This window comes from Variovorax beijingensis (genome assembly GCF_003951285.1).
In the GTDB taxonomy this organism is placed as follows: domain Bacteria; phylum Pseudomonadota; class Gammaproteobacteria; order Burkholderiales; family Burkholderiaceae_C; genus Variovorax; species Variovorax beijingensis.
Window position 1 is genome coordinate 73,830 of the sequence record NZ_RXFQ01000015.1, and the last position, 25,829, is coordinate 99,658.

The following is a 25,829-nucleotide window of genomic DNA, read 5'->3' on the forward strand; positions in this document are numbered from 1 at the left end:
GGCCGGTTCACACCAGATGGATGGCAACGTCGATATTGCCTCGGGTGGCCTTGGAATAGGGGCAGGTCTGGTGCGCCGCATCCGTCAGCGCCTGCGCCACCTCGCGGTCCAGGCCCGGCAGGCTCACGTTCAGGCGCGCCTGCAGGAAGTACTCGCTGCCCGCCGTGCCCAGGTCGACTTCGGCATCGACGGCCAGGTCGGGCGGCAATGCGACCTTCATCCGGCCTGCCGCCTTGCCCATGGCGCCGATGAAGCAGGCCGACCAGCCGGCCGCGAACAGCTGCTCCGGGTTGGTGCCGCTGCCGGCGCTGCCGGGCGACGAGAGCTTGATGTCCAGGCGGCCGTCGGAGCTGCGTGCCTCGCCGTCGCGGCCACCCGAAGAGGTGCGGGTCTTGCCGGTGTAGAGAACTTTTTCGATGCGGGTCATGGTGATTTCCTTGGAAAGGGTTGGTTCGGGAACGCACGGATTGTTGAGCCGCCTTCCCCCTGCCCGCGCAGATTGCGTATGCCTGTGTACGGCGCCCGCCGCGCCAGATACTTGCGAATACAAAACCGCCGGCCCGCAGCGGGCGGACGGCTACATTGCGGCTGCGAAGCGCTTTCCGCACCCACCCTTTCTGCTCACTGCCATGACGCCAAAGACCTCCGACCACATCCTCATCGTCGACGACGATCGGGAAATCCGCGAACTGCTCACCACCTACCTGGTGAAGAACGGCTTGCGCGTGGTCGCGGTGCCCACCGGCCGCCACATGCGCGCCGCGCTCGAGGAGTCGGGCCCGTTCGACCTGATCATCCTCGACCTGATGCTGCCCGGCGAAGACGGGCTCACGCTCTGCCGCGACCTGCGCACCGGCAAGTACAAGGCCACGCCCATCCTGATGCTGACCGCGCGCAGCGAGGAGGCCGACCGCATCCTGGGCCTGGAGATGGGCGCCGACGACTACCTGGCCAAGCCCTTTTCCGCACGCGAGCTGCTCGCGCGCATGCGCGCCGTGATGCGGCGCACCCGCATGCTGCCGCCGAACATGGGCGCGGTCGAACCCTCCCGGAAACTGGCCTTCGGCGAATGGCAGGTCGACACGGTGGCGCGCCACCTGATCGACGACAGCGGCGTCATGGTGGCGCTGAGCGGCGCCGAATACCGGCTGCTGCGCGTGTTCCTCGACCATCCGCAGAAGGTGCTGAGCCGCGACCAGCTGCTGAGCCTCACCCAGGGCCGCGAGGCCGAGCTCTTCGAGCGCTCCATCGACCTGCTCGTGAGCCGGCTGCGCCAGCGGCTGCGCGACGATGCGCGCGAGCCCCGCTACATCAAGACCGTGCGCAGCGAAGGCTATGTGCTCGCTTCGGCCGTCGAAGCCATGGACGGCTGACCGCGAACCAGGGCTTCTTCTTCATCCCGCTTGACCTCAAGTTAGGTTGAGGCTGCACATTGCGCGGCATGAACCACGACCCGCAACCCTCCACCCGCGTCGCGCAGGCGCTCCAGATCCATCGAAGCATTGCGGCATGCCATGCGCACCTTGCGCGCAGCGACGGCATCCATGCGCTGACGGCGGCGCTCATGCTGCCTTGCTACCGCGCCGAATTCGAGCGGCTGGTGCTCGCGATGTCTGCGGCGGAGACAAACGAACTGACGTCACTGCTCCCCGTCGGCGAAGCGCGGCAATCCCTCAGTCTTCCGCGCGCCTGATCACCAGGCGGCGGGCGCCCGGCCCTTCCGACGACAGCTTGTCGGCCGGGTTGCGCAGGCGGCAGCGGTCGATCGACAGGCAGCCGCAGCCGATGCAGTCGTCCAGCGTGTCGCGCAGCTTCTTGAGCTGGGCCATGCGTTCGTCCAGCTCCGCGCGCCAGCCGGCGGAAAGCCGCGCCCAATCCGCGCGGCTGGGCGCGGCCGAGGTGGGCAGCGTGGCCAGCGCATCGGCGATGTCGGCCAGCGCAATGCCCACCCGCTGCGCGACGCGGATGAACGCCACGCGCCGGAGCACGTCGCGCGCATAGCGGCGGTGGTTGCTCGGCGCCCGGTGGCTCGCGATGAGCCCCTTGGATTCGTAGAAGTGAAGGGTGGACACCGGCACCCCGCTGCGCTGCGCGACTTCGCCCACCGAGAGCGTGGCGGGAAAATCGTGCGGTGGTTCTGCTGGCTTGGATTTCATCGGGACCTCTCAACCTCGACTTTAGTTGAGGTCCAAAGGCCGCGTGCTCACTCCACAGTGGCGCCCGAAGCCTTGACGATGCCGGCCCACAGCGCGCTTTCCTTCGCGATGAGGGCGGCATATTCGGCCGGGCCGCCGAGCAGCGGCACGGCGCCTTCCACCCCCAGGCGCGACTGGAATTCAGCGCTGCCCGCCACCTGGAGCATCTGCGCCGAAAGCTCCTTCACGAAAGCGTCGGGCGTGCCGCGCGGCGCGAGAACGCCGTAGGTCAGCGTGCTCTCGAAGCCCGCGAGTTCGCTCAGGCCCGAATCGGCCACGGTGGGCACCTCGGGCAGCGAAGGCAGGCGCCTGGCGCCCGTGACCGCAATGGCGCGCAGCCGCCCGCCCTTGACCAGCGCGAGCGCGGGGGGAACGACGCTGAACATCATCTGCACCTGCCCGCCCGCCAGGTCGGTGAGGCCGGGGTTGGTGCCCTTGTAGGGAATGTGATTGATCCGCGTGCCGGTGCGCTCTGCGAAGAGCTCGCCGGTCAGGTGGCCGCCGGTGCCGCTGCCGCTCGATGCGTAGTCGAGCAGGCCCGGCCGCGCCTTGGCCTCGGCGATGAGATCGGCCACGGTGCGGATCTTCGATGCGGCGGGCACCACCAGCACCAGCGCGGACGAAGCGAACATGGCCACGGGCAGCAGGTCCTTGCGCGCGTCGAACTTCAGGCCCTTGTAGAGCGCCGGGTTGATCGACACGGTGCCCGTGTGGCCCAGCAGCAGCGTGCTGCCATCAGGCGTGCTGCGCACCACCTGCTCGGTGCCGAGGTTGCCGCCCGCGCCGGGCTTGTTGTCGACGATGACGCCCTGCTTGCGCAGCTCACCAAGGCCCTTGGCCATCTGGCGCGCGAACACGTCGTTGCCGCCGCCGGCCGCAAAGGGCACGACGATGCGGACCGGCCGGGCGTCGGGCTGCGCGTGCGCAGGCAGCCCCGCCGCCGCCAGCAGGCCCAGCAGCAGGCCGCGTCGGGCGCAGTCCATCAGACGCGTTCCAGGATCACGGCGATGCCCTGGCCCACGCCGATGCACATGGTGCACAGCGCATAGCGGCCGCCGCCCTTGTGCAGCTGGTTCACCGCGGTGGTGGCCAGGCGTGCGCCGCTGGCGCCGAGCGGGTGGCCCAGTGCGATGGCGCCGCCGTTGATGTTCACGCGCGGGTCGTTGTCCTGCAGGCCCAGCAGGCGCAGCACGGCAAGGCCTTGCGCCGCGAAGGCTTCGTTGAGTTCGATCACGTCGAGCTGGTCGAGCGTGAGGCCGGTGAGCGCCAGCACCTTCTGCGTGGCGGGCGCCGGGCCGATGCCCATCACGCGCGGCGCGACGCCGGCCGTGGCCATGCCGACCACGCGGGCGCGCGGCGTCAGGCCGTGCTTCGCGGCGCTGGCTTCGTCGGCCAGGAGCAGCGCGCAGGCGCCGTCGTTCACGCCGCTGGCGTTGCCGGCCGTCACGGTGCCGTCGGGGCGCACCACGCCCTTGAGCTTGGCCAGCGATTCGAGGCTGGTTTCGCGCGGATGCTCGTCCTTGTTGACGACGATCGCGTCGCCCTTCTTCTGCGGCACGGTCACGGGCACGATCTCGGCGTCGAAGAAGCCGGACTTCTGCGAGGCCACGGCGCGCAGTTGCGAGTTGAGCGCCATCAGGTCCTGCGCCTCGCGCTCGATCTTGTAGTCGGTGGCCACGTTCTCGGCCGTCTCGGGCATGGAGTCGACGCCGTACTGCGCCTTCATGAGCTTGTTGACAAAGCGCCAGCCGATGGTGGTGTCGTACACCGCGTTGTTGCGGCTGAAGGCGCTCTCGGCCTTGGGCATGACGAAGGGCGCGCGGCTCATGCTTTCGACGCCGCCGGCAATCATGAGGCCGGCCTCGCCCGCGCGGATGGCGCGCGCGGCGGTGCCGACGGCATCGAGGCCCGAGCCGCACAGGCGGTTGATGGTGCCGCCGCCAACCTCGAGCGGCAGGCCCGCGAGCAGCGCCGACATGCGCGCGACGTTGCGGTTGTCTTCGCCGGCCTGGTTGGCGCAGCCGTAGAGCACGTCGCTCACGGCCTGCCAGTCGACGTTCCTGTTGCGTTCCATCAGTGCCTTGAGCGGCACGGCGCCCAGGTCGTCGGTGCGCACGCTGCTGAGCGAACCGCCGTAGCGGCCGAAGGGGGTGCGAACGGCGTCGCAGATGAAGGCTTGGTTGGTCATGTGAGTTGTCTCTCTCTGATTGGTTGGATGGGGTCAGGCAGCGATCGGCAGGCCGACCAGCTTTTCGAGCTCTTCGCGGCTGAGGCCCTCGACCAGGTCGACGAGCTTCAGGCCCTCGGGCGTGCATTCGAGCGTGGCGAGGTCGGAGTACACGCGCTTGACGCAGGCGATGCCGGTCAGTGGATAGCTGCATTCCTGCACCAGCTTGCTCGCGCCCTGCTTGGTCAGCAGGTCCATCATGACCCAGGTCTGCTTGGCGCCGATGGCCAGGTCCATGGCGCCGCCGACCGCGGGAATCGCGTCTTTCTCTCCCGTGTGCCAGTTGGCAAGGTCGCCCGTGGCCGACACCTGGAACGCGCCGAGCACGCAGATGTCGAGGTGGCCGCCACGCATCATCGCGAAGCTGTCGGCATGGTGGAAGAACGAGCCGCCCGGCAGCAGCGTGACGGGCTGCTTGCCGGCGTTGATAAGGTCGTAGTCTTCCTGGCCGGCCTCGGGCGCGGGGCCCATGCCGAGGATGCCGTTCTCGCTCTGCAGGATGACTTCGCGGCCCTTGGGCAGGTGGTTGGCCACCAGCGTGGGCTGGCCGATCCCCAGGTTGACGACGGCGCCGTCGAAGATGTCCTGCGCCACGCGGGCGGCGAGCTGGTCCTTGGTGCGACGTTGGTAAGTGGTGCTCATGGTCATGCTGCCTTCTTGAAACCGCCGGCCTGGGTGGCCACGCGTTCGATGCGCACCACCTGGTGCACGAAGATGCCCGGGGTCACGACGGTCTCGGGGTCGAGGGTGCCGAGTTCGGCGATGTCGTGCACGGTGGCAATGGTCTTCTTCGCGGCCATGGCCATCACCGGCCCGAAGTTGCGCGCGGCCTTGCGGTAGACCAGGTTGCCCCAGCGGTCGCCGCGCTCGGCCTTGATGAGCGCCACGTCGCCGTGGATGGGGTACTCGAGCACGTACTGCTTGCCGTCGATCTCGCGGGTTTCGCGGTTGCCCGCGAGCTGCGTGCCGTAGCCCGTGGGGCAGAAGAAGGCGCCGATGCCCGCGCCCGCCGCGCGGATGCGCTCGGCCAGGTTGCCCTGGGGCACCAGTTCGAGTTCGATCTTGCCGCTGCGGTAGAGCCCGTCGAACACCTGGCTGTCGGCCTGGCGCGGAAAGCTGCAGATGATCTTGCGCACGCGGCCGGCCTTGAGCAGCGCGGCCAGGCCGGTTTCGCCGTTGCCGGCGTTGTTGTTGACGACGGTGAGGTCCTTGGCGCCCTGCTCGACGAGGCCGTCGATGAGTTCGCCGGGAATGCCGGCGGTGCCGAAACCGCCGATGAGAACCGTGGCGCCGTCTTGGATGCCTGCCAGGGCATCGGCGACCGAGCGCGCGATCTTGTTGATCATGAAGCCTGTCTCCGGGAATGAGGAAAGAAAGAGAAATCGAACCGTGCGAACGACCTGCCCCAACCATCCGACCAGACCGGGCCGATTCCGTGAAATCGCCGATTTGTTCGTATAAAGAACATTTGTTCGTATAATGAATTCTAAAGAGGATCGTTCCACATGGCAACCCATACCCTGCAAACAGAGACGCCCGCCCCCGGCGACAGCTACGTGCAGTCGTTCGCGCGCGGGCTCCAGGTGATCCGCTCGTTCAGCGAAAGCGCGCCGCGCCAGACGCTCAGCGAAGTGGCGGCCGCCAGCGGCCTCACGCGGGCGGGCGCGCGGCGCATCCTGCTCACGCTGCAGACGCTGGGCTACGTGGTGAGCGACGGCAAGCTCTTCACGCTCACGCCGCGCATCCTCGACCTGGGCTTTGCGTATCTTTCCTCGATGCCGATCTGGAACCGCGCCGAGCCCGTGATGGAAGCGCTGGTGCAGCAGGTGCAGGAGTCCTGCTCGGCCGCGGTGCTGGACGCCACCGACATCGTCTACGTGATGCGCGTGCCCACCAAGAAGATCATGCACATCAGCCTGGGCGTGGGCTCGCGCCTGCCGGCCTACTGCACCTCGCTCGGCCGGCTGCTGCTGGCCGACCTGGACGACGAAGAGGTGCGCGCGCGGCTCGAGGCCTCCGATCGCCAGGCGCTCACCAAGCACACGGTGACCGACGTGGACGCGCTCATGGCCAAGGTGGCGCAGGCGCGCAGGCAGCAGTGGTGCCTGGTGAACCAGGAGCTCGAGGAAGGCCTGATCTCCGTGGCCGCGCCTATCGTCAACCGCCAGGGCCGCATGGTGGCCGCGCTCAACATCAGCGGACAGGCCAACCGCACCAGCGCGAAGGTGATGCAGGAGACGATCCTGCCGGCGCTGATGGATGCCGCGAAGAAGGTTTCGCGGCTGCTGTAAAAAGAGGGCTGCCTCATCCAGTGCACCCGCGGAACCGGCTCTGCCGGGCCGCCGGGTGCGCCCCCCAGTGGGGGGAGGCGCCGAAGGCGCTTCGGGGGCGTCTAAACCTCGGAGTGGATGCCCTTCATGATGATCACGCCGCCCAGGCGCGTGGTGTCGGCGCGCATGCGCTTGGCCAGCGCGTCGGGCGAACCGGGCTGCGCCTGCCAGCCGGTCTTCAGCAGCGCCTGGCTCACTTCGGGCGAGCCGAGCACTTCGACCAGCGCGGCATTGAGCCTGGCGATGGCGGCGGGCTTCATGCCCGCGGGCGCGGCCAGTGCGGTCCAGATCTCGAGGTCGGCGCCGCGCACGTCGGCGTCGCGGATCGTGGGCAGTTCGCTGGCCAGCGGGCTGCGCTCGGGCGAGGTCACGCCAATGGCCTTGAGCTTGCCCGACTTCACATGCGGCATGGCCAGGCCCGGCGGCAGCAGCGCCAGCTGGATCTCGCCCGCCAGCAGGCCTGCAATGACCTGCGGGTTGCCGGTGTAGGGCTTGTGCTGCGCGGTGATGGCGGCGCGGCTCTTGATGAGCTCCATGCCCAGGTGGCCGACGGTGCCCACACCCGGCGTGCCGTACTTGCCGCCGCTGCCGAGGTTGCGCACCCACAGCAGTTGTTCGGCCGACGTCTTGCCCGGGGCATTGCCCGACACCGCCAGCACCAGCGGCGCCGTTCCGATCATGCCCACGGGCGCAAAGTCTTTCTCGGGGTCGAAGCTCAGCTTGGGGTTGAGCAGCCTAGCAATGGTGAGATTGCCGTTGATCAGCGCGCCGATGGTGTGGTCGTCGGTCGCCTTGGCCACCTGGTCGGCCACCAGGTTGCCGCTGGCGCCGGGCTTGTTCTCGACCGTGACCGGCTGGCGCAGGATCTTCGACAGCGGCTCGGCAATGGCGCGCGCCGCCAGATCGGGCGATGCGCCGGCGGGAAACCCCACGAGGATGCGAACCGGCTTGCTCGGCCAGGCGGCGTCGCCGCCGGCAGCGGCGGTGCCGGCGTGCTGGGCCCACGAACCGGGTGCAAAAAGCGATGCGGCAACTGCTGCTGCGCCGCTTTCGAGCAAGCGGCGTTTGGTGATCTTCAAGATGGCTCCAGAAAGAGTGGGAGGGAGTCCGGCAACGTTGCTGACGTCGCACTTACAGAACGTTACAGGATCGTGCTGCATTGCGCAACCGTTGACCCTGCTGCAGGCACGCCCCCCACCCCCGCGCCAGCCTCTGCGCGCCTCGATCCGCGTCAGTTGAAGAGGCCCTGCTGCCTGGCCTGGTGCACCGCCTGGGTCCGCGACTTGACGGACAGCTTGCGGTAGATGTTCTTCGCGTGAAACTCGATGGTGTTGACGGAAAGCGACACGGCCTCGGCAATCTGCTGGTTGCTCCAACCCTGGGCAATGAGGCGCAGCACTTTCAGCTCGCGCGGCGACAGCAGCGGCTTGCCTTCTGCCGGGCTCGCCGGCACGGGCTGCTGGATGGCGATCGGCTTCGGCTGGGCGGAAGCAGCAAACAGGCCGAGGATGCGGCGCGCGATGCGCGAATCCACCGGCGCGCCGCCGCGTTCGATGGAGCGCAGAAGGAACGCGAGTTCGGCGTCGTCGGCCTCGGTCAGCACGTAGCCCACCGCACCCGCGGCAATGGCGGCGCCCACCAGGCGGTCATCGTCGGTTTCCGACATGGCGATGACGTCGATGTGCGGATGGTCCCTGCGCACCTGGCGGATCAACGCCGCGCCACCGCCATCCGGCCCGTCCATGCCCACGAGCACGAAGCTGAAGGCCTGCGCGGCCAGCATGAAGCGGGCCTCGGCCTGCGTCGAAGCGGCTGCCAGCTGCAAGCCCGGCGCCGCCGCGGCAAGAATGCGCCGCATGCGTTCGGACACGCTCGGGCTGCCCTCGACGACGAGGGCGCCACCGCACATGCCGGCTCCAGGGCTGCCGGCGGATATCTGAGGGGCCACGCGCACTTTCCTTTCGGCCGCACAAGGCGTGCCGAGATTGATCTTTGGCTTGAACATTGCATGAACGATGCCCGGCCGGGGAGGCCGGCGTGGCGCCCGGCACTTCGATGCATGCAGGCACTTCGGTTTTCATTGGCGAACCGGTTCCGGACCGGCTTTTCACGGGCTTGGAAGGTGCGGCTGGAGCGGCCGTTTTGTGGCCCCGCGTTACGTATTTGCCACAGTGCCCGTTACGTAGCGCGCCCCTTGGCCACGCAGGTTTCAAGCAGTCAATTCGAGTGTCCGCACTGTGTCCGAAGGTTACTCCCCCACTTACAATCCCTGCCGCATCATCCCTTCCCCCACACGAGGTCTTGTCCGCAATGCCCAAGAGCCCCCTGCCGCGCGCACGCTTTCGCTTTTCTCCCACCGTGCGTGCCCTGCTCCTGGCCACCGCCTGTGGCATGGCATTGCCCGTGCTCGCCGCCGCCGAGCACGATGAAGTCGACCGGCTCATGCAGTCCGGCAAGCTCGATGAGGCCATGACCCGCGCCGATGCGTTCCTGAAGGACAAGCCCAAGGACCCGCAGATGCGCTTCCTCAAGGGCGTGATCCAGCTCGACACCGGCAAGCGCGCCGAGGCCATTGCCGCCTTCACCCAGCTCACGCAGGACGCACCCGAGCTGCCCGAGCCGTACAACAACCTCGCCGTCATCTACGCGAGCCAGAACCAGTTCGACAAGGCGCGCAGCGCGCTCGAAAGCGCCATTCGCACCAACCCGAGCTATGCCACGGCGCAAGAGAACCTCGGCGATGTGTATGCGCGGCTGGCCAGCCAGGCCTACAGCAAGGCGCTGCAGCTCGACCAGAACAACACCGCGGTGCAGCCCAAGCTCGCGGTGATCCGCACGCTGTTCACGCCCGCGCCGGCTGGCGGCAAGCCCTCGGCCGTTGTCGCGGCGGCCGCGGCACCTGCTCCGGCACCCGCCCCCGTCGCGAAGGCGCCTGCCGCTCCGGCGCCCACGCCTGCGCCGGCCCCGGCACCCGTCAAGGCAGCAGCGGCCCCCGCAGCCGCACCAGCTCCCGCAGCACCGCCGCCGCCCACGGTGGTGGCCAAGGCACCCGAGGCTGCTCCGGTGCCAGCGGCGCCCGCGCCAGCACCGGCCGCCGCGCCCTCTTCCAGCTCCACCGCCGAAGTCGAATCGGCCGTGCGCGGATGGGCCGCCGCATGGGCCGGCCAGGACATGGACCGCTACCTTGCCGCCTACGGCTCCGACTTCAACCCCGGCGGCGGACAAAGCCGCAAGAACTGGGAAGAAGAACGCCGCGCGCGCATCGTCGGCAAGTCGAGCATCAGCGTGAACATCGAGAACCTCGTGATCAGCGTCAACGGGCAGGCCGCAACCGCCAAATTCCGCCAGATCTACCGCGCCGACAACCTCAACATCTCGAGCCGCAAGACGCTCGAGCTGCAGCGCGCCGGCAACCAGTGGCACATTCGCAAGGAAAGCGTCGGCGGCTAGTGGCAGACATCGTCCGGCGCAGCCGGCTTCGGAACCCTGCGCTGCGGCGCGGTGCGAACATGCTTGCCGCGCTCATGGCGGCATCGGCCCTGCTGCTGGCAACACACGGCGCGGCAGCCGCCGCATCGACCAAGCCCGCGAGCGCCAAAACCAGCGGCGCCAAGGCCAACAAGGCTTCCGCCGCCCGCCCGACCGCCAGGGAAGCCAAGGCCAGGACCACAAGAAAGGCTTCCGCGGCAGACGCAAGAACCGCTGCGGCGGCCAAGGGCGCCCCGCGCAGCAAGGCGGCAGCGGCTTCTTCTTCCGCAGCCTTGCAACAGGCCAGCAGCGCCGAAGCCCGCCTGATCGCGGTCTATGAACTGTTCGGACGCGGCCAGCCGCGCCCCGCGCTGGCCAAGGCCCGCGACCTGGTGCGGGACTATCCCAACTTCCAGCTCGCGCAGCTCGTCTATGCCGACCTGCTCGCAACGCAGGTGCCGCCTGCGCACGCCTTTTCCGACGCCACCGGCATCGGGCGGCTGCGCAGCGATCCGGCCATGGCCGACCTGCGCGAGGAATCCCGCCGGCGACTGCAGGCCCTGCGCGACAGGCCGCCGGCCGGCACCGTGCCTTCGCAGTTCCTGGCACTGTCCACGCGCAGCCGCTACGCCATTGCAGTCGACGCCTCGCGCTCGCGGCTCTACCTGCTCGAGAATTCCGACAAGGGCCTGCAGCTGGTGGCCGACTACTACGTGTCGGTCGGCAAGTCGGGCATCGGCAAGGCCACCGAGGGCGACGCGCGCACGCCGCTGGGCGTTTACTACGTCACCAGCAGCCTCGACCCCAAGTCGCTGCGCGACTTCTACGGCGCCGGCGCGCTGCCCATCAACTACCCCAACCCCTACGACGTGCGGCGCGGCAAGACCGGCAGCGGCATCTGGCTGCACGGCACCCCGCCCCAGCAGTTCTCGCGCGCGCCGCTCGCGAGCGACGGCTGCGTCGTCATGGCCAACCCCGACCTCAAGCAGCTGCTGCGCAAGGTGCAGATCGGCGCCACCCCCGTGGTCACCGCATCCAGCCTGCAGTGGATTCCGCGCCCGCAGGCCGAAAAAGAGGCCCAGACCTTCACCAGCGCGATTTCGGCCTGGAAAGATGCCAGGGCCAATGGCAATGAAGCGCAATTGAAGAAATTCTATTTGCCCGATTTCCAGCGCAACGGCAGCAAGAAAAACACCGAAGGCTTTTCGGTGCTCCACGACGAAGTGGAATATGCCCAGGGCAAGCGCGTGCAGTTCAAGGACATGTCCTTCCTGCATTGGCGCGACGGCGACGACACCATGGTCGCCACCTTCGGCGAAGTCTTCGAAGGCGAGAAAAGCGGGCGCACCAGGCGCCAGTACTGGCTGCGTCAAGGCAGCGAGTGGAAGCTTTTCCACGAAGAAATCCTCGGCTGAGACCCTCTCGGCGGTGAGGTAGGTACCCCTTAGGTGTGACTTTTTGCACACCCGACACACCTATCTTGGGCGTTACATCTCCCGTTACAACTGCGTGCTACGTAACGCGTAACGGCTTTGTTCCCGTAACAAACGCTGTTTGAATGTTCCCAAGAAACGTAACGTTGTTCACCCATTCATGGGATGCGCACACACCGTGTCAGAGGGAAAAATGTGTCTCAGGACTGTTACTCCCGCTCCCGAGCGGGGTGCTTCCCGAGGACTGCAAAGGGCTGGCCGCCTTCCTGCTTAGACCCCGAGGCCTAGCACAGGAAGGCATCGAACCCACGGGTTACTGTTGTTGATACACGGAGTTACGCTGTATAACATCCACCTGGCCAGCCTCACTTGTTAACACTTTTTTTAAGGGGAAATCATGCTTCGCTCTATTACTCGTTTTCTGCGCGATGAAGAAGGTGCCACTGCAATTGAATATGGAATTATTGCGGGGTTGATTTCGGTCGCAATCATTGCCTTCCTTCCCGGAATTGGCACCAAGCTCGGGGTTATTTTTCAGAAAATCGACGCTGCCATCACGACGGCAGGAACGCCGGCAGGAACGCCGGAATAAGACTATTTCTCCTCATGGCGCTCGCGCTCCTGCTATGGCTCGTTCTTGCCATCGTCTATGACCTTCGCGAGCGCCGAGTCCCAAACTGGCTCGTGTTATTCGGCGGTGTCTTCGCGCTGGCGGCACTTGCCACCACACAGCCATTCGATATCGGATGGTCTGAAGCGGGCCTGGGCGCTGCAGTGGGCTTCGGTTTTCTGCTGTTTTTTTATGCCACCGGCCTCATGGGAGCGGGCGACGTGAAGTTCGCAGGCGTCTTGGGGTTATGGGTCGGTTTGTCGGACTTGATACCGATCTGGGTCGTGGCCAGCCTGATGGCTTTCGCCCACGCAGTTCTTTGGCGAAAACTAAGAGACTGGCCCATTTTTCCGCGACTTACCTCGATGGTCGTCGGGCCGTCGCGCGCTTCCGAGCCCGACGTCCCAGCTCGGCGGGTTCGCATCATTCCTTATGCGGCTTATCTCGCTCTAGCCGCCGCGGTGTGGATGGTTTGGGGCCGACAGGGTAGCTAATCGCTCCGCCGCCACGAGCTGTTCATCGATAGCTCTCGAATTGCTCCTCCCTCGACATGCCGCCCAATGATCAATCTGACCAAAATCATCGCCGCCATCCTCGTGCTCCTGGCCCTCGCGCTTGGCAGCTATGCATGGTTGCTCAGCCGCCAGCCTCCACCTCCCGTTGCGGTCGCCCCCTCCGCCGCTCCCGGCAAGGCCGCCCAGGCACAGACCTTCCCCGTGGTCGTAGCGGCCAAGCCGCTGCCCGCGGGCCAGGCGATCCCGGCCGACGCGCTTCGCATCGAGCGGCTGACGATCAATCCCGTGGGCGCCTTCCAGGAAACCGGGCCGCTCGCGGGACGCGTGCCGGTGATCGATCTGAGTGAAGGTACGCCGCTTTTCGAAGGCCAGCTCGTTTCGGGTCTGGCCCTGCGCGTCACCGAAGGCGAACGTGCGGTCGCCATCAAGGCCGATGAGATCATGGGCGTGGGCAACAAGGTCCAGCCCGGTGACTTCGTCGACGTGTTCCTGATGCTGAAGTCCGACGGCAAGGACATCGACCGCAGCCAGGCGCGCCTGCTCCTGTCGCGCAAGCGCGTGCTGGCCTACGGCAGCGCTTCCGTCGATGGCCTGCCTTCCAAGATGGACAAGAACGGTGGTGCGCAGCAGCAAGCCCAGCGCGCTGAGGCGGCCCGCACCGCGGTGCTCGCGGTGCCGGTGGATGACATCAACCGGCTGACGCTTGCCGAGAACAGCGGCCGCCTGCTGCTGGCGCTGCGCAACCCCACCGACATGTCGGAACCCGATCCGAAGCTTTTTGCCGAGCTGCCCACCGCCTTGCAGCCACCTCCGCCGAAAGCCGGCGAGCCGCGCCGCCCGCCGCTCGAAGGCCTGGACCGCGCGCAGGCCGGCGTCACCACGGCAGATTTCGTGACCGGCGGCAAGCCGGGCGCCTTGCGCGCCCCGGCCATTGCTGCAGTACGGACTCCGACGGCTCGCACCAGCGGCTCTCGCGGCGGACTCAAGGTCGAAGTCATTCGCGGCGACCGCAGCGAAACCATCAATTACTGATCAGCAAACAGTGGCACGCCCATGCACGCCACGCAGGAAACGAACACCATGACGATCGCCCTTCGCGCGAAAACAGCCGGTCCGGCACGTCCTCTGCGTCCCACACTCGCGGTGCTGTACTTGCTGGCATCGGGCGTCTGGCCCGGGGTGTCCGCCGCCGCAGATGCAGTAGAGACGGCATCTGCCCGCCCCGCGCTGCAGCTGCGGATCGACGCGGGCACGCAAAAGGAACTGCTGGTCAGCAAGGGCATCGAGCGCATGGCCATTGCCGACGAGACCGTGGCCGGTGTCGCGCTCACCCGCCAATCGCCCAACTCGCCGGCCGCGCGCCTCATCGTCACCGGCAAGGCCGCGGGCCGGACCACGCTCATGATCTGGGAAAAGGGCCAGCCGACCGCGACGGTCTACGCGCTCGAAGTGCGGCGCCGCGCCTCCACGCTCTCCGGCTCGCTCAACAGCATGACCGCGCACCAGGAAGCGCGCGATGCGGCCATGGCGGCCGGCGGAGAAAAATCGGCGCTGATCGATCGCTCCGTCGTTAATGTGCGAAGCAGCACCGTGCAGGTCGAAGTCAAGATCGTCGAGTTCAACCGCAGCGTGCTCAAGCAGGCCGGCCTCAACATCTTCAGCACGCGCGCCAATTCCAACGGTTTCAGCTTTGGTGTTTTCACGCCTTCGTCGCTGCGCTCCACAACATTCGCAAGTGACGGCTCGATCAGCGGTGAATACAACAACCCGCTCGCCCAAGCCTTCAGCCTCTTGTTCAACTTCGGCAAGGCCGGCATCGGCCTGAACGTCGGTTTCCTTGAAGGCAACGGCATGGCCCGCGTGCTCGCAGAGCCGACGCTGGTGGCGCTGTCGGGCCAGAGCGCGAGCTTCCTGGCGGGCGGCGAACTGCCCGTGCCCGCACCGCAGGGCCTGGGCACCACGAGCATCGAATACAAGCCTTTCGGCATCGGTCTCACGCTCACGCCCACGGTGCTGTCGAACGATCGCATCGTGCTCAAGGTGGCACCCGAGGCCAGCGACCTGGACTACACCAACTCGCTCAGCATCGGCGGTGTCGCAGTGCCCGCCATCAGCACGCGCCGCGCCGACACCACGGTGGAACTCGGCGATGGCGAGAGCTTCATCATCGGTGGCCTCGTGAGCCGCACCACGACTTCCAACGCCGACAAGGTGCCGCTGCTCGGCGACATTCCGGTGCTCGGAACCTTCTTCAAGCAGAACAAGTACCAGATGAGCGAGAAGGAATTGGTGATCCTTGTCACGCCGCACTTGGTGAAGCCCATTGCGCGCGGCACCGCTCTTGCCCCGTACCTGCCGGGTGGTGCCGCCGAGCAACGCGATGGCCCCGTGTGGCGCGCGCATCTGCTGGGGCCGGCATCAGGCACGACGGTGCCGGGCTTCTCGCGTTGACGGCAACAAACTACGCAAAGCCTGTGGCCGATGCCATGAACGCTCCACGCGACAACCTTCCTGAAACCGGTGCGGAGACCTATCTCTTCGCATCGCCGAACAGCGGCCACATCACATGGCTGACCGACGCACTCGGCCAGTTGGGCGCGGTGGTGATCCTTCCCGCCGAGGCCAAGTCGATCGACGAGCGCATTGCCATGCTCAGCCCGGCGGCGGTCTTTCTCGATTTCTCGGGCGACCACGCCGCTGCGGCCGGCGAACTTCACCAGCGCCTTAAGCGCGAATGGCCCACGCTGCCCGTGCTGGCGACGGGCGTTTCGGCCGAGCCGGCGTCCATGCTCGCCGCGCTGCGCGCCGGAGTGGACGATTTCGTCGACATGAGCGCACCGCCGACGGATGCGATCAACACGCTGCGCAAACTGCTCGACCGGCAAAGCAGCCTTCAGAGCCGCGCCCGCGGATGCACGCTAGCGCTGCTCGGCGCCCGCCCGGGCATTGGCGTGACCACGCTCGCGGCCAGCCTGTCGCTGATGCTCAACGACCAGCTGTCCCAGACGGCCGCGCCTTCTCACAACCGCAACACCCGCCGTGGAGTGGCGCTGCTCGACCTCGGGTTGCCGGCCCGCGATGGTCTTCTGTATCTCGACACGCAAAGCGGCTTCAGCTTTGTCGACGGCGTGCGCAACCTGCGTCGCCTCGATCAGACGCTGCTGCATACCGCACTGGCCCACCACACGAGCGGCGTGGCCGTGCTGCCGCTGCCCGCGAGCCTCGCGCAAGTGCGCGAGATCTCCCATGCGGATTCGGTGGCGCTGATCAAGCGGCTCGGCGACTTCTACGATTTCCAGATCGCCGACCTCGGCGGTTTTTCGACGCTCGATTTTGTCGCCCAGACCGTGAAGGCCGCCCAGCGCAGCTGGGTGGTGTGCGACCAGAGCATCGGTGCCATCGTCTCGACGGCCAACATGCTCAAGGAACTGCGCACCCGCGGCATCGACACCGATCGACTGTCGCTCGTGGTCAACAAGTTCGACAGCCACGTCGGCCTGCCGGCCAAGGACATTGCCGAGCGGCTCGAACTGCCGCTACACCATGTCCTGCCGGCGCGCAGCACGCAACTCCTGGCGGCAGCGAGCCGCGGCGAAATGCTGGTGCGCACCGCACGCAACGACGCGTATTCGCAAGCCGTAGCCGGCCTCGCACGCGGACTGAACCAAGAATACACGTCCGAAGCGGGCCAGCCGCCGGCCAAGGAACCCAGCTGGGTTGCACGAATTTCGCAAATTGCCGGCTTCTGGAAAAGCTCTAGTCAAGGTTGAACCGCCCCATGTCCAACGATCTCGAATTCGCCGACGACGACCAGGCGTTCATCAACTCCCAGCAGTTCCAGGACATCAAGAGCTGGACGCATGACCATCTGCTGAGCCGCATCGAAGAGCTCGGCGCGGAGTTCGGCCGCTGGTCGCGCGCCTCGATCCAGCAGTTTGTCGAACTGGAGGTCGACAGCTTCGTGCGCCTGCGCCGCGTGCCGATCAACGACCGCGAGATGCAGCTCATCTCCGATGCATTGACCAAGGAGCTTGCGGGCTTCGGGCCGCTGGAAGACCTGCTCAACGATCCGGCCGTCGAAGACATCCTGATCAACGGCTACCAGAACGTGTACGTGTCGCGCCACGGCATGCTGGAGCGCGAGACCGTGCGCTTTGCCGATGCGGAGCACGTGATGCGCATCGTGCGCCGCATCCTTGCACCGCTGGGCCGCCGGCTCGACGAGTCGAACCCGATGGTCGATGCGCGCCTGCCCGACGGCGGCCGCATCAACGTGATCATCGAGCCGCTGGCCATCGACGGACTTTCGGTCTCGATCCGCAAGTTCCGCAAGGAACCGCTCACGCCGGCCGACCTGGTGAAGCTCGGCACCTTCGACGCGGGCATGGCGCAGTTGCTGGAGATTGCCGTGCGTGCGCGCTGCAACATCCTTGTGAGCGGCGGCACCAGCTCGGGCAAGACCTCGCTGCTCAATGCGCTTGCCACCTTCATCCCTGCGCGCGAGCGCGTCATCACCATCGAAGACACGGCGGAACTGTCGCTGGGCACCAGCCACGTCGTCAGGCTGGAAAGCCGCCCCGGCGGCTTCGACGGCACGGGCGTGGTGTCGATCCGCGACCTGCTGCGCAACAGCCTGCGCATGCGGCCCGACCGGATCATCGTGGGCGAAGTGCGCGGCGCCGAAGTGATCGAAATGATGCAGGCGATGAACACGGGCCACGAAGGATCGATGGGCACCATCCACGCGAGCTCGCCGCGCGAATGCCTTTACCGCCTTGAAATGCTCGCGGGCTTTGCCGGCTACCAGGGCAGCGAAGTGAGCCTGCGCCGGCAGATTGCCAATGCCATCGATTTCATCGTGCAGATCGGGCGCCTTTCGAGCGGCCAGCGCCGCATTCTCTCGCTGAGCGAAGTCACCGGCGTCAACGACAACGTGGTCGCGATGCAGGAGCTCTATCGCTACGAGCCGATCACGTCGCCCGATGGCGAAGAGCGTGATCGCTGGGTGTCGCTGGGCATTGCACCGCATTCGCCCAAGATCACGCGCTTCCGCCAGTCGCTGGCGCGCGCGCAGCAGGGAGACAACCGTGGCTAAGGTCCTGCTGACGGTGGCCTGCATCGCGCTGCTGCTTGCAGCCGCGGGGCTGCTGCTGTGGCAATGGGCGAAAGGGCGCCAGGCGCGCCAGGCGGCGGGACGGCATCTGAACCAGCAGATTCTGGCTAGCACGGCCGCTGCGGCGTCGTTGCCGATACCTTTGCGGGATCTGCCCAGTGGCGGTCTCATGACCGACCCGTGGCTCGAGACCGATGCAAGCGCGGCGGCTTCCGCACCCGTTGGGCTTCTTGAAAAAGCCTTGCCTGACTGGCTGATGGGTGTGATCGAGCCGCGCGTGATCGCGCTGGGGTTGGCCGCCGTCGTGGGGCTGGCCGCGCTTGCCGGTCTGTTCGGCGGCTGGATTGCGGCGTTGAGTGCGCTCACTTTGTTGGCACTACTCGCGATCTTCGCGATCTGGCTGCGGCTGCAGAAATTCCGACGCAAGCTGGTCAGCCAGTTGCCTGCCTACATCGACGCGATGGTCCGACTGATCACCATCGGAAACTCCACGCAGGCGGCCTTCCAGCTGGCGATTGCCACCACCGAGGCTCCATTGCGCGGCCTACTGGAACGCGCAGCATCGCTGGTGCGCGCTGGCATGGATCTGGACCGCGCCCTGCACCAGACGGCCCGCAGCGTACGTATCGACGAGATGTACCTATTGGCCTCCATCCTCGGCCTGGGTGTGCGTTATGGCGGCCGCGCTGATCTGCTGCTGGAACGTGTAGGCAACTTCATGCGCGACCGTGAGCAAGCAGGGCACGAGTTGGTTGCCATGTCGGCGGAAACCCGGCTCTCTGCCTGGATTCTGGGACTGCTGCCCTTGGGCGTGGGCACTTTCCTCATCATGACCAATCCCGCTTACTTCATAGGAATGTGGAATGACGACACGGGTCGCATGCTGATCTTCTCCTCGGCGGGCCTTCAATTGGTCGGCGTCGCACTCCTTTATCGATTGGCAAGACTGACATGACGTTCTCGCCCAATCAACTCGCCATCCTTGGCCTCGCGTTACTCGCCCTAGGCCTCATGGCTGGAGCAGGCGCACTGATTGCGAGCGAATTGCGTCGCGCGCGCAGTGGAAAGGTCATCGGCCGCGCTATTCACCAAGTCGTGGAAGCTCCGGATTTGTCGAAAGTTTCCGCTGATGCGGAAGAAGAGTCTGGCGCCTCGACGAAACCTGATATCGAACTGCCATTCCATTGGCTCGATTCGCGACTGGGCCGGACGCTTGTGGCAGATGAAGACCGGAACCTCATCGACCAGTGCGGTCTTTCCTCGAAGCGAACACAGCTGATTTTTTTAGTGACCCGCGTTCTGCTTGCATTGCTTCTCCCACTTCTGGCCTATATGACGTGGGGTGAGAAACACACGGGGCGCACCGTCGTCATCGTTCTTGCTGGTGCCTTCGTCATCGGCTTTATGGCGCCCAAATGGGTGCTCGGACGCTTTGCTGCCGCACGGCGCGAACGGGCGAATCAGGAGCTTCCGCTGTTCATCGATTTGCTGCGCCTTCTCCAAGGCGTTGGACTGAGCCTGGACCAGAGCCTGCAGATCATGGCCAGCGACTTCTCGCATGTGCTGCGCGTGCTCGGCTATGAGCTGAGCTTGGCCAACAACCAGTACAGCCGCGGTCGCAGCCGCGAGCATTCATTGCAGCGCCTTGCGACCTTGCACAAGAACGAGAACCTCCGAGGGCTCGTGTCCTTGCTGGTGCAGGTCGACAAGCACGGCGGCGCCGTGCAGGAACCGTTGCGCATCTTCAGCGACCGGCTGCGCGAGCACCGGCGTTCTGAAATGAAGGAAAAAATCGGGAAGATCACCGTGAAGATGACTGCGGTGATGGTGTCCACGCTGCTGCCGGCACTGGTCATCGTCACGGCAGGACCAGGCTTCATCGCAGTATTCCGATCACTGGGAGTTGTCGCCAAATGAAAACCCTGCACTTTTGCATGTGCTCGCCCGCCATGCGTCGCATGTTGGCTTTCGTCTCCGCGGGCGCCGCGGCTCTCATCGTCACCGGCTGTGCCGGCATCAAGGATCAGTACGCCGCCAGCGCGGACGCGCAACAGCGGATGGCCGCCGAAGCAGCCGCGGACACGAAGGCGGGGGCGTCAGTAGACACCCAGGCGACGTATCTCAAACTTGTCGAGCAGATGCAGAAAGAGGAACTATGGTTCGCATCGCTCGCGCACATCGACGCTCTTGAACAGCGTTGGGGTATCTCGCCCGAATCCACGCGCACGCGTGCTGAGGCGCTGCGCCAGACGGGGCAGGCTGTCTCCGCCGAAGCCGCTTACAAGCGCCTTTTGAGCACGCCGCTGGCGAGCGCCGGCTACCGCGGATTGGGACTGCTGGCAGGTACGCGCGGCAACTACGCCGAGGCAGTGCAGTTGCTTACGCAGGCTCAGCGCCGGACACCAACCGATGCGTTGCTGCTGAGCGATCTAGGCTACGCACAGCTTCGCGCCGGCCAGATCGAAGACGCACGACTGCCTCTGATGCAGGCCCTGCAGTTGCGCCCCGATAGCACACAGGCACAAGCCAATCTCGCGCTCTATTTCGTCGCCATCAATCAGAGCGAACAGGCGGACCGGCTGATGGAAGTCAACCGCATGCCCGAGGCTACGCGCGCCGCGGTGCGGGAGGCTGCACAACAGTTGCGCACGGGTGCACCGGCCGCTGTGCGCGGTGCCGCACCGGTACCGGCATCTGCGCGTGCAGCGGTGCGCCCGGGCGGCACGAGCTTCGCGACAGACGATGCGGCCCCCCTGCCGCTGGCACTTAAGCCGTCGCGCTGGTCCGGCATCGGTGGCATGCGAACTGCGATCCAGTTGAACCCACCCACCTCCGACTCCACGATGACCCAATCCCCCACATCGACTTCACGAGGCACCCCATGAGCAAAGAAGAACACGCCTTCCGCTGGAACATCCTGTCGTCCGCATGCGGCGTGGGAATCGCGCTGGCCGTCTTCGGCTCCACAGTGCTGGCGCAGGAGGCGACGCCCATCAAGCCACACGCCATGCCTGCCATCCCGGCCGCACCGCAGGCCGCGACGACCCCGGTCGCCACCGCTGGCGTGCAGGCACCTGCACAGACGCAACAACAGCAGCAGGCGGAGATGTCCGATGCCGAGGAGTTCATCTACGACGAGCCCTTGCAGGTCGGCGATGCCACGCAGGGCCTGTTCGCATGGCAGCGCAGCGGCGAGATCGCCTCGCCCACGGCGCGGCCCATCGCCGGAAACATCGCTAGCCGCAGTTACGAGCGTTATCTGAAGAGCTTCGAGTTCCCGATCCCGGAGCGCATGAGTTCCACGGTGAAATCGACGTCCGGTTCAGGCGCAGACGCCGCGACGCCTCGATAAACAAGCGCCTCAGATCAACACACCCCGAATATCGCCATGAAAGCGCCGAGCATCCGTACCGCAGCACGCCCCCAGCGCGGCACGTATGCGATCGAGTTCGCGCTGGTGTTCCTGATTTTCTTTGCTGTGCTCTACGGGATCATCTGCTACGGGATCCTGTTCGCGTTTCGCCTGGGGGTGCAGAACGCGGCGGAAGAAGGCGCACGCGCTGCGCTGCGCTATCAGAGCACCTTCGAAGCGCGAAGCACCCATGCGGAAACAATCGCCAAGCAGAGCATCACCTGGCTGCCAGCCACGGTGACGCGCAGTGCGAGCGCCACAGTGTGCAGGGTGGTCGACAACGTCTGCGGCACACCGCCATGCACGGCCACATGGGAAGCCCGCTGCCAGATGGTGGTGACCGTGACAGCGACCAACATGCAGCTGCTGCTCCCGCCGCTGCCGAGCTTCGCGATGCCGAACAGCATCGTTGGCAAAGCCAGCATGCTGCTCGACGGAAGAGCGCCATGAACACCCTGCGCGCAACTGTCGGCAAAGCCACCGCGCACGGGCGGCAGCGCGGCGTGGCCGCCATCGAGTTCGCGCTCGTCTTCGTGCTGCTCTTCAGCGTGCTGTACGCGCTCGCGACCTTCGGGGCAGTGCTCTACACCCAGCAGACGGTAACCCGCGCCTCGGAAGAAGGGGCTCGCGCCGTAGGGCTGCTCACGCCGGCGCCGACCAGCAACGACGCACGCGTCAAGGACGCGGTCTACGATGCGCTGGCCAACTCGCTGGTCGTGCCTGTCTCGGTCAGCACCAACGTCGCCAGCCGGCGCAACTGGATTGTTTCGAACGTGACAGTGGACGTGGCTCGCAGCGAGCCGAGCGCGCCCGGCGCGTACGTCCGCTATGTCGTGACTGTGACCTATCCGTACAGCGCGAACCGCTTGCTCCCCTCGATGCCATTGCTGGACACCAGCCAATGGATGCCCGACCAACTGCGAAGCCGGACAAGCGCCGCACTTCGTTCGTCCTGAAGAAGCGCCGTCGAGATGAACGCAGTACACCACCCTCTTTCGCTTCGCCGAAAACAGGCCCGCGGCTCCATCCTCATCAACACAGCCGTCGCGCTGAGCCTGATCGTCATCACGCTGATCGGCACCGAGATCGGTTTCATGTACTTCATGAAGCGGGAGTTCCAGAAGACGGCCGATCTCGCCGCGCTCGCGGGCGCGCAACAGGTGCGCGGCGGCTGCAGCGCGGCCACCACCGCGGCACAACTCAACGCCAACGGTGCCTCTGGCACGGACACCGGTCGCAACATGCCCGTGGGCCTTTCGCCATTGGCCCCTACCGAAGTCCAGTGCGGTTACTGGGACAGGGTGACGAGTTTCCGGACACCTACTTCGACCGAGACCGAGAACGCGGTACGCGTGAGCTTCCAGAGAAACTCGCCGACCCTGCTGTCCTTCTTTCTCGGCAACCGGACCATCGGCGTCACAGCCGTCGCCGCATTGAGTGCCCCGCTCGCCCAGTTCTCCGTAGGCAGCAAGCTGATCACGGTTGGTGGCGACTCCACGCTTGGACGATTACTCAAGGGTATCGGCCTCGACCTCGGCGGCACTTCGCTTCTGGCCTACGACGGGCTTGCGCAGGCCAAGATCACGCCCGGCGGCCTGCTTGCGGCGCTCGGCATTCCGGTGGCCGCCGACATCGGTGTGGGAGAACTCAACACGCTGCTCGCCGGTCGCTCGGTGGCTCTGGGGGACCTGCTCAACGCCATCGTGACGCTGGCCGGCCAAGACAGCCTGCTGAGCAGCAACATCACGCTGTTGCAGGCCATCCAGGCCAAGCTCGGGCTGACCAACCTCATGGTTCAACTGGGTTCGGTGGCCAACGGTCCACGTGGCCTGTTCGCAGAAATCACCTCGCCCGGCGGCAGCGGTGGCGGCGCGCTGAATTTGGGTGTGGACGCGCTGGACCTGCTCTATACCTCGATCGGCGTGGCGACCTCGCAACACGCGGTCGATGCGGGACTCAACCTCAACCTGCTATCGCTGGCCAAAGTAACGACGAAGGTATCGGTAGTCGAGCCGCCCTCCATTGCCATTGGCGGCGTCGGTGCCAAGGCCTACAACGCGCAGGTGCGCAGCTTCATTCATGTGACGACGGATGCGGGCCTGCTCGGTGGGCTGCTTGCGCCTCTGGTCAAGCTCGACCTGCCGATCGTGCTCGATGCCGTCACGGCCACCGGCACGCTGGTGGAGATGTGCACGCCGGGGCTCCAGGACCCCGCAACCGGCAAGGACCGCGCGAGAATCAGCGTCCGCAGCGCAATCACCAATGTGTGCGTGGGGCAGATCGCTGCCGCGGATCTTTTCTCCAAGGCCCAGGTCTGCGAGTACCCGACGACGTTGAAATCTATGGAACTAATCAACGTCCTGGGCCTGCTGAAGGTGAACAGCTATGTCGACCTCGACGGACTCGAGACGACGCCGATTCCGGAATTGATCCTCGCGGGAGGCGAAACCGGCACAACGCCGGTCAACAATCTCCAGCTAGGCACGCTCGTGGCGGACCTCGTGGCGGAACTGACCCGGGTTCTCTTCGGCGGAACAGCGCCCACAGGCACCCCGACCGGCGCGCAACTGGACGCGCTCACCGATCAGATGTGGAACGACACAGCCAGTCTCTGCACCCAAAACACCTCGGATTGCCGGGGGCAGCGCTATGCCAGCGCCCTGAACACCATCCGTCAGAACTCCGGGCAAAGCGGCCTGTTGACTGGTCTGCTGAACGGCGTGACTGATCTTGTTTCCGGACTGCTGAACGAGTGCACCGGCCTGCTCGGCATCGGTGGCAGCGAGACCGGTTGCAAAAACATGATCAGGGATGGGCTTTCAAACACCAGCAGCGGGGCCACAGGCGGTGCCGTCTCGAATGCGCTGTCGATGCTGACCGGTCTGCTCAAACCCGTCCTCAATGCCATCGGTGCATCAGTGCTCACGCCCCTTCTGGAAAGCGTGCTCGGCATCAACGTGGGCCAGACCGACGTGAATCTCAAGTCCCTCGACTGCAAGGCCCTGCCCATGCTGGTGTACTGAGAACACGCGACCGATCACTGGCATACAGAGACAGATAGACAGACTGCACAACTAGATGAGCTCCCCCTCCAACTTCGACGAACTCGACCTCTTTGTCTGGGAAGGCAAGGCCGACATCCTCGACCGTATCGCGCGGTGCATGGCGAGCTTCGACGTGGAGGTGATCCGGGCCGATGGCTTGCCGCCTCCGCAGCAGGACCGCGGCACTGCGCTTCGGCCTTCGGTGGCCATTCTCAGTGTCACGGTCATCGACAGCGGTGGCCTCGCGCATGCCACCGAGCTGCTGCAGGGCATGCCGGTGATCTGGGTGGCGGCGGCCTCGCGGGAGCGGGACTCGCGCACCTACCCGCCCGAGTACCTGCACGTGCTGCCCTACGACTTCACCTGCGCCGAGCTGCGCACGATGGTGGCCAAGCTGGTGCGGCAGCTGCGCGCGCGCGACGTGGCGCCGCAGGCGCCCGATGTGCTGGTGGCGCATTCGGATGCGATGAAGTCGCTGCTGGCCGAAGTGGGTGCCTTTGCCGATTGCAACCACAGCGTGCTGGTGCGCGGCGAAACTGGGGTGGGCAAGGAGCGCATCGCGCAGCAGCTGCACCTGGGGCACCAGCACTACAGCAAGGGCGCGTTCGTGGCGGTGAACTGCGGCGCGATTCCTGATGGCCTCTTCGAGTCGCTCTTCTTCGGCCACACCAAGGGCTCGTTCACGGGCGCCGTGCATGCGCACCGCGGTTACTTCGAGCAGGCCACGGGCGGCACGCTGTTCCTCGACGAGATCGGCGATCTGCCGCGCTACCAGCAGGTGAAGCTGCTGCGTGTGCTGGAGGACAACGCGGTCACGCGGCTGGGTGCCACGGCGCCGATCCGGGTCGACTTTCGGCTGGTGGCGGCCACCAACCGCAACCTGCGCGAGATGGTGGCAAGCGGCGAATTCCGCGCCGACCTGTTCTACCGGCTCGCGGTGATCGAGCTGCACGTGCCCAGCCTGGAGGAGCGCGGGGAGATCGACAAGATCGCGATCTTCAAGGCGCTGCTGGCCAATGTGCTGGGCGACGAGCTCGAGACGCTCGGGGAAACGCCGCACTGGCTCAGCGATGCGGTGGCGGAGACCTACTTTCCCGGCAACGTGCGGCAGCTGCGCAACCTGGCCGAGCGGGTGGGCGTGATTGCGCGGCAGCTGCACAGCTGGGACCAGAACCTGATCCAGCGCGCCATCGCACTCACGCGCGGCACGCCGACGCTGGCGGCAGGCGCGGCGGAGCGCAACGGCCATGGCGGCGGCGCCATGAATGGCGTGGCGCTCGACAGCAATGGCGACCGCAAGGGATGGAACAGCAGCGAGCGCAACCGCATCATCGCGGCGCTGGAGATCAACGACTGGAAGCGCCAGGACACCGCGCAGCACCTGGGCATCAGCCGCAAGGTGCTGTGGGAAAAGATGCGCAAGTACCAGATCCTCGACGGCGAGCCCGGCATCCCCGAGGACGCCTGAACTCACCCCGGTTC

General features: G+C 66.1%; 27 protein-coding genes. 19 read left to right on the forward strand and 8 right to left on the reverse strand.

Annotated features, from left to right (window positions below):
• Positions 1-7 precede the first annotated feature (7 nt).
• Positions 8-427: an organic hydroperoxide resistance protein gene (locus EJO66_RS23265; protein WP_124960179.1), complete on the reverse strand. Its 420-nt coding sequence runs from the start codon at positions 425-427 to the stop codon at positions 8-10.
• Positions 428-629: 202 nt separating this feature from the next.
• Between EJO66_RS23265 and EJO66_RS23270 the strand changes: the two genes are divergently transcribed.
• Positions 630-1,373 (forward strand): response regulator, encoded by a 744-nt coding sequence (locus EJO66_RS23270; protein ID WP_124960180.1) that lies wholly within the window; start codon positions 630-632, stop codon positions 1,371-1,373.
• Positions 1,374-1,441: 68 nt separating this feature from the next.
• Positions 1,442-1,693 carry a hypothetical protein gene (locus EJO66_RS23275; RefSeq protein WP_124960181.1) on the forward strand — a complete coding sequence of 84 codons (252 nt, stop codon included), beginning with the start codon at positions 1,442-1,444 and terminating at the stop codon, positions 1,691-1,693.
• Here EJO66_RS23275 and soxR read toward each other — a convergent pair.
• The 5 genes from soxR to EJO66_RS23300 are packed head-to-tail and all read right to left on the reverse strand — an operon-like array spanning position 1,674 to position 5,768.
• Complete coding sequence (soxR, locus tag EJO66_RS23280; RefSeq protein WP_124960182.1) at positions 1,674-2,156, reverse strand: redox-sensitive transcriptional activator SoxR; 483 nt, start codon at positions 2,154-2,156, stop codon at positions 1,674-1,676. The two genes, EJO66_RS23275 and soxR, sit on opposite strands and share 20 nt — an antisense overlap.
• 47 nt (positions 2,157-2,203) lie before the next feature.
• Positions 2,204-3,178, reverse strand: coding sequence for a Bug family tripartite tricarboxylate transporter substrate binding protein (locus EJO66_RS23285; protein ID WP_125966305.1), 975 nt, complete (start codon positions 3,176-3,178; stop codon positions 2,204-2,206).
• Positions 3,178-4,383: a 3-oxoadipyl-CoA thiolase gene (gene pcaF / locus EJO66_RS23290; RefSeq protein ID WP_124960184.1), complete on the reverse strand. Its 1,206-nt coding sequence runs from the start codon at positions 4,381-4,383 to the stop codon at positions 3,178-3,180. Before pcaF ends, EJO66_RS23285 begins: the two co-directional genes overlap by 1 nt.
• Before the next feature lie 33 nt (positions 4,384-4,416).
• On the reverse strand, positions 4,417-5,070 hold the full coding sequence (locus EJO66_RS23295; RefSeq protein ID WP_124960185.1) for a 3-oxoacid CoA-transferase subunit B: 654 nt from the start codon (positions 5,068-5,070) through the stop codon (positions 4,417-4,419).
• A complete protein-coding gene (locus EJO66_RS23300; protein ID WP_124960186.1) occupies positions 5,067-5,768 on the reverse strand; it encodes a 3-oxoacid CoA-transferase subunit A in 702 nt (233 codons plus the stop codon). The genes EJO66_RS23295 and EJO66_RS23300 overlap by 4 nt, the downstream gene beginning before the upstream one ends.
• 159 nt (positions 5,769-5,927) lie before the next feature.
• Between EJO66_RS23300 and EJO66_RS23305 the strand changes: the two genes are divergently transcribed.
• Positions 5,928-6,713 (forward strand): IclR family transcriptional regulator domain-containing protein, encoded by a 786-nt coding sequence (locus EJO66_RS23305; RefSeq protein ID WP_124960187.1) that lies wholly within the window; start codon positions 5,928-5,930, stop codon positions 6,711-6,713.
• A gap of 101 nt (positions 6,714-6,814) precedes the next feature.
• On the opposite strand, the gene EJO66_RS23310 is transcribed toward EJO66_RS23305, so the two are convergent.
• Complete coding sequence (locus tag EJO66_RS23310) at positions 6,815-7,831, reverse strand: Bug family tripartite tricarboxylate transporter substrate binding protein (RefSeq protein WP_125966306.1); 1,017 nt, start codon at positions 7,829-7,831, stop codon at positions 6,815-6,817.
• A gap of 152 nt (positions 7,832-7,983) precedes the next feature.
• The gene (locus EJO66_RS23315; protein ID WP_240648707.1) at positions 7,984-8,700 is read right to left on the reverse strand and encodes a response regulator transcription factor; all 717 of its coding nucleotides are present in this window, start codon (positions 8,698-8,700) and stop codon (positions 7,984-7,986) included.
• Positions 8,701-9,062: 362 nt separating this feature from the next.
• Between EJO66_RS23315 and EJO66_RS23320 the strand changes: the two genes are divergently transcribed.
• The 16 genes from EJO66_RS23320 to EJO66_RS23395 all read left to right on the forward strand — a co-directional run bounded on the left by EJO66_RS23320 (position 9,063) and on the right by EJO66_RS23395 (position 25,815).
• Complete coding sequence (locus EJO66_RS23320; protein ID WP_125966307.1) at positions 9,063-10,202, forward strand: tetratricopeptide repeat protein; 1,140 nt, start codon at positions 9,063-9,065, stop codon at positions 10,200-10,202.
• Positions 10,202-11,635 carry a L,D-transpeptidase family protein gene (locus EJO66_RS23325; protein ID WP_125966308.1) on the forward strand — a complete coding sequence of 478 codons (1,434 nt, stop codon included), beginning with the start codon at positions 10,202-10,204 and terminating at the stop codon, positions 11,633-11,635. Before EJO66_RS23320 ends, EJO66_RS23325 begins: the two co-directional genes overlap by 1 nt.
• 415 nt (positions 11,636-12,050) lie before the next feature.
• Positions 12,051-12,245 (forward strand): Flp family type IVb pilin, encoded by a 195-nt coding sequence (locus EJO66_RS23330; protein WP_124960192.1) that lies wholly within the window; start codon positions 12,051-12,053, stop codon positions 12,243-12,245.
• Positions 12,246-12,259: 14 nt separating this feature from the next.
• Complete coding sequence (locus EJO66_RS23335) at positions 12,260-12,757, forward strand: A24 family peptidase (protein ID WP_125966309.1); 498 nt, start codon at positions 12,260-12,262, stop codon at positions 12,755-12,757.
• A 66-nt stretch (positions 12,758-12,823) separates the two neighbouring features.
• A complete protein-coding gene (cpaB, locus tag EJO66_RS23340) occupies positions 12,824-13,810 on the forward strand; it encodes a Flp pilus assembly protein CpaB (RefSeq protein ID WP_124960194.1) in 987 nt (328 codons plus the stop codon).
• Positions 13,811-13,858: 48 nt separating this feature from the next.
• Positions 13,859-15,229: a type II and III secretion system protein family protein gene (locus EJO66_RS23345; protein ID WP_223262343.1), complete on the forward strand. Its 1,371-nt coding sequence runs from the start codon at positions 13,859-13,861 to the stop codon at positions 15,227-15,229.
• Between the two features lie 23 nt (positions 15,230-15,252).
• On the forward strand, positions 15,253-16,548 hold the full coding sequence (locus EJO66_RS23350; RefSeq protein ID WP_223262344.1) for a CpaE/TadZ family protein: 1,296 nt from the start codon (positions 15,253-15,255) through the stop codon (positions 16,546-16,548).
• 8 nt (positions 16,549-16,556) lie between these two features.
• Positions 16,557-17,873 carry a TadA family conjugal transfer-associated ATPase gene (locus tag EJO66_RS23355; protein WP_124960195.1) on the forward strand — a complete coding sequence of 439 codons (1,317 nt, stop codon included), beginning with the start codon at positions 16,557-16,559 and terminating at the stop codon, positions 17,871-17,873.
• On the forward strand, positions 17,866-18,846 hold the full coding sequence (locus tag EJO66_RS23360; RefSeq protein ID WP_223262345.1) for a type II secretion system F family protein: 981 nt from the start codon (positions 17,866-17,868) through the stop codon (positions 18,844-18,846). The genes EJO66_RS23355 and EJO66_RS23360 overlap by 8 nt, the downstream gene beginning before the upstream one ends.
• A complete protein-coding gene (locus EJO66_RS23365; RefSeq protein ID WP_124960197.1) occupies positions 18,843-19,808 on the forward strand; it encodes a type II secretion system F family protein in 966 nt (321 codons plus the stop codon). The genes EJO66_RS23360 and EJO66_RS23365 overlap by 4 nt, the downstream gene beginning before the upstream one ends.
• Positions 19,805-20,776, forward strand: coding sequence for a tetratricopeptide repeat protein (locus EJO66_RS23370; protein ID WP_164547889.1), 972 nt, complete (start codon positions 19,805-19,807; stop codon positions 20,774-20,776). Before EJO66_RS23365 ends, EJO66_RS23370 begins: the two co-directional genes overlap by 4 nt.
• Positions 20,773-21,243, forward strand: coding sequence for a DUF3613 domain-containing protein (locus tag EJO66_RS23375; protein ID WP_223262346.1), 471 nt, complete (start codon positions 20,773-20,775; stop codon positions 21,241-21,243). Before EJO66_RS23370 ends, EJO66_RS23375 begins: the two co-directional genes overlap by 4 nt.
• A gap of 36 nt (positions 21,244-21,279) precedes the next feature.
• Positions 21,280-21,753 (forward strand): TadE/TadG family type IV pilus assembly protein, encoded by a 474-nt coding sequence (locus tag EJO66_RS23380; RefSeq protein WP_124960198.1) that lies wholly within the window; start codon positions 21,280-21,282, stop codon positions 21,751-21,753.
• Positions 21,750-22,259: a TadE/TadG family type IV pilus assembly protein gene (locus EJO66_RS23385; protein WP_124960199.1), complete on the forward strand. Its 510-nt coding sequence runs from the start codon at positions 21,750-21,752 to the stop codon at positions 22,257-22,259. Before EJO66_RS23380 ends, EJO66_RS23385 begins: the two co-directional genes overlap by 4 nt.
• Positions 22,260-22,274: 15 nt before the next feature.
• Complete coding sequence (locus EJO66_RS23390; protein WP_124960200.1) at positions 22,275-24,326, forward strand: TadG family pilus assembly protein; 2,052 nt, start codon at positions 22,275-22,277, stop codon at positions 24,324-24,326.
• 55 nt (positions 24,327-24,381) lie between these two features.
• Positions 24,382-25,815 (forward strand): sigma 54-interacting transcriptional regulator, encoded by a 1,434-nt coding sequence (locus EJO66_RS23395; protein WP_124960201.1) that lies wholly within the window; start codon positions 24,382-24,384, stop codon positions 25,813-25,815.
• Positions 25,816-25,829: the final 14 nt, after the last annotated feature.